A 3,429-nucleotide genomic window follows, 5' to 3' on the forward strand; every position below is an offset into this window, starting at 1 on the left:
GTCTTGCGGTAATCGGAGTAGAGCAGGTCCTGATTACTGGCCGGGAAGTCGGCCGGATCGATGGCCGGGTGCGAGCCGGTGGTGCGCGATGGCGGCTGGGGCGCGTGCATACGGGAACAGTGCACCGCCCCGCGCGCCTTGGGGAGCCATGGCGAACACACGCAAGAAGACCGGCAAGCAGCCGGGGGCCGTGAACGGGCACCCCGACAAGACGTGCGCGCGCTGCGGCCGCCCGTTCAGCTGGCGCAAGAAATGGGAGCGCGACTGGGAGAGCGTGCGCTATTGCAGCGACAAATGCCGCATGGGGAAGTCGGCGGGCTGACCGAACCGGCCGCCGCCGCACCGGCTACGAGCGCGGCCCCCACTCCTTCCCGAGGGTCGTCATCAGTTCCGTCATCAGCGCGATGCCATCCCACAGGTTGCCGATGCGCAGGTTCTCGTTGGGCGCGTGCTGACTGTTGTCGGCGTTCACGGTGGGCACGGTGATCACCGTGGCGCCCAGCTGCTCCACGAAATGAAAGAGCGGCAATGAACCACCAAGAATGGGCAGCGTGAACGGCTCGCGGCCGTAGCTGCGGGCCATCACCCGCTTCACGGCCTGCACGCTGGCCGTGGCACTCGGGACGCGCACCGCCGTGTAGCCGCTGTCGTAGGTGACGTACGCCAGGCGCCCGCGATCGGCGCTCTTCGTGGCGGCGTTGGGGTCACGCACGATGGTGTAGCCCTGCTGCGCGAGATGCGCCTCCAGCAGGCGACGGATACGCGCCGGCTGCTGATCGGGGACGAGACGGAAGTCGATGCTGACGCTGGCGCTCGTTGGCACCGCGTTGCTGGCCCCGCTGCCCACGTTGCCGGCGCGGATGCCGCGGAGGTTGAGCGCGGGCTGCATGATGCGCTCGCCGAGGGCGGCGTTGTCCGCCTCGGTGCGCGAGAGCCCGAGCGAGGTGCGCACGCTGTCGTCGGTGGTGCTGAGCGCGCGCGCGAGTGACGTGTCCTCGTCGCTGACGGCCGGCACATCGGTGTAGAAGCCGGGGATGAGCACGCGGCCATCACGATCGCGCAGGCTCGCCACGAAGTGCGCCGCCGACACGGCAGGGTTGGGTGCCCAGTTGCCGTAGTGGCCGCTGTGCAGGGCGCGGTTCGCTCCATAGAAGGTCACCTCGGCCCCCATCACCCCGCGCACGCCCAGCACGATTTGTGGCGCCCCACTCACGTGCACGGGGCCGTCGAAGAACAGCCACGCGTCCGCCGCGAGCTTGTCCTTGTTGGTACGCAAAATCTCGGCGAGGTGATTGGAGCCGGCCTCCTCCTCACCCTCGAGGAAGAACTTCACGTTCACGCTCCGCTGCTTGCCGAGTGCCTTCATGGCATCGAGCGCGGAAAGCATGGCCACGATGGGGCCCTTGTCGTCGCTGGCCGAGCGCGCGCGGATGCGCACCTCGGGATCGACCGTATCCCCCGGCGCCGGCAGCGGCACATCGTCGGTGGGCGCGCTGTTGCGATAGCGGTTCAGCTTGGGGGTGAACGGATCGTGATCCCATCCGCCACCGGCCACGGGCTGTCCATCGAAATGCGCGTAGAACACCACCGTGCGCGTGGCGCCGGGCGCCTTGAGCTCGCCGAACAGCGCCGGGCTGCCGCCACTCGCGGCACGCAGCGGTACGAGCGGTACGCCGCGCTTCGCGAACGCCTGGGTGAGGAACACGACGTTCTTCGCGATGTCCGCCGGATTGCTCGCCACATTGGGAATGGCGAACAGCGCAAACGCTTCGTCGAGGATTTCGCGTTCGTGCTGCTTGCGCCACGCATCCACCTGCTGGCGGAGGGGCTGGGCAGTGGCGATGGCGGGCGCCGCGAGGGTCGCGAGGGTCAGAGCAGTGAAGAGTCTACGCATGCCTCTCACGCTACCGGGGCTTCGGCGTCTCGGCTAGTGCGGTGGAACTGCTTTCGCGGAGGCGCGGAGAACAGTGAGAGGTCGCAGAGAAAGGAAGAAATCTTTTGGCTTCTCCGCGGCCTCCGCCCCCTCCGCGCCTCCGCGAAAGCAGTTCCCCTCACATCTCAAAACTCGTACGCCGCCGTGAGGAACACCGCGCGAGCCGGCAGGATGAAGTAGCGCACCCGCCCGCTGCCGCTCACGGCACCGCTCCCGAACTTGCGCGTGTCGCCAAGGTTCTGGCCGCGCAGCGTGAAGCTGGTGCGGCCGAGCGAGAGGCGCGCCGTGGCGTCCACCGTGTAGTAGTCGGGAAGTACACGGTCAGGGCTGCTGGTATTGTCGAGGAAAGCGCGGCTCTGATAGCGGCCCTCCACACTGACCCAGAGGCGCTGCACCGGCGTGACCTCCACGCGGTGCGCGCTGGTAAAGCGCGGCGTGAGCAGCGGCTCCACGTTGCGCCGCACCACCGGCGTGCCACGTGAGCTGTCCGTGAACTGCTTGATGCGGTTGGTGCTCCAGTTGGCGTTACCCGCGAGCACCACGCGCTCGATGCCGCGATACGTCCAATCGAGTTCGAGGCCGCGGCGATAGCTGCTCCCCACGTTGCGACGCAGGATCGACCCGCTGGCCGTGGGGGCCCCAATGCGCGCGATGTCGTTGCGGAAATCCATGCTGTACACGTTGGCCGAGAGGTCGAACGTGCGCTTGGTGATGTTCACCCCCGCTTCGAAGTCGCGCAGCTGCTCGGGCTTCACCCGCGTGAAATCCCCATAGGCCGCCACGTTGTCGGCGTTGAGATCATCGTCGCCGGCAAAGAGATCATTGCGCGCGGGCTCACGACTGGTGGCGCCATAGCTGGTGAACGCCGATACGCCCTTGCCCAGCGCGTACGTCACACCAGCTTTGGGATTGAAGAACGCCCAGTCGATGCTGCGTTCGCTGATGTTGGCGTTGGCCGACGGCTCGTAGCGGAACCGCGTCCAGCGCCCCTGCACATCGCCGAACCAAGTGGCCTTGCCCTTCGTGTACGACGCCTTCACGAAGCCGCTGGCATCCTGCTTGTGCCCCGTGTTGTCGTACAGTTCGGTGCTGGGCTGGAAGTAGCCGCGGTGTGCGCGCTGATAGGTGTTGGCGTTGACGCCGGTGTTGATGGCCAGCGCACCCTTCTCCACGTTGTACACGCTCGTCACCCCGTACCACGTGTGCGCGAGGTTGAAGCGGTACCGGTCGGGCAGCTCGAAGTAGTCGTAATTGCCGCTGGCCGAGTTGCGGTACAGGGTGGTGTTGAGCGACCCGCCGTTGGCGAGGGAACGTGACCACGCGAGCGACACCATCTGCTGGCCGAACTTGTCACGCTCATTGGGGGCCAACGGGTTGAAGCGCCAGTTCTGCTGCAACTGCGCGAGCGTGGCGCCCGTGTAGCTGAGCGTATCGTACAGCTGCCCCACGAGCGCCGTGAGCTTCACGACGTCCCGTTTCCCGAACCATCCGGCGCC

At 67.0% G+C, this 3,429-nt stretch carries 3 protein-coding genes; 1 reads left to right on the plus strand and 2 read right to left on the minus strand.

The features are described 5' to 3' along the window. The first annotated feature begins 148 nt into the window (after positions 1 to 148). Complete coding sequence (locus tag ACIQ6O_RS14835; RefSeq protein WP_396208557.1) at positions 149 to 322, plus strand: DUF2256 domain-containing protein; 174 nt, start codon at positions 149 to 151, stop codon at positions 320 to 322. Positions 323 to 346: 24 nt separating this feature from the next. On the opposite strand, the gene ACIQ6O_RS14840 is transcribed toward ACIQ6O_RS14835, so the two are convergent. Both ACIQ6O_RS14840 and ACIQ6O_RS14845 read right to left on the minus strand, forming a co-directional pair. Continuing rightward, positions 347 to 1,894 (minus strand): M20/M25/M40 family metallo-hydrolase, encoded by a 1,548-nt coding sequence (locus tag ACIQ6O_RS14840; RefSeq protein WP_396208558.1) that lies wholly within the window; start codon positions 1,892 to 1,894, stop codon positions 347 to 349. A gap of 164 nt (positions 1,895 to 2,058) precedes the next feature. Continuing rightward, a partial coding sequence (locus ACIQ6O_RS14845) for a TonB-dependent receptor domain-containing protein (protein ID WP_396208559.1) occupies positions 2,059 to 3,429 on the minus strand: 1,371 nt, incomplete at its 5' end.

Source organism: Gemmatimonas sp. (assembly GCF_044345575.1).
Lineage (GTDB): Bacteria > Gemmatimonadota > Gemmatimonadetes > Gemmatimonadales > Gemmatimonadaceae > Gemmatimonas.

Coding starts and splice junctions, on each gene's coding strand:
- ACIQ6O_RS14835 (WP_396208557.1), top strand. CDS start 149: ATGGCGAACACACGCAAGAAGACCGGCAAGCAGCCGGGGGCCGTGAAC.
- ACIQ6O_RS14840 (WP_396208558.1), bottom strand. CDS start 1,894: ATGCGTAGACTCTTCACTGCTCTGACCCTCGCGACCCTCGCGGCGCCC.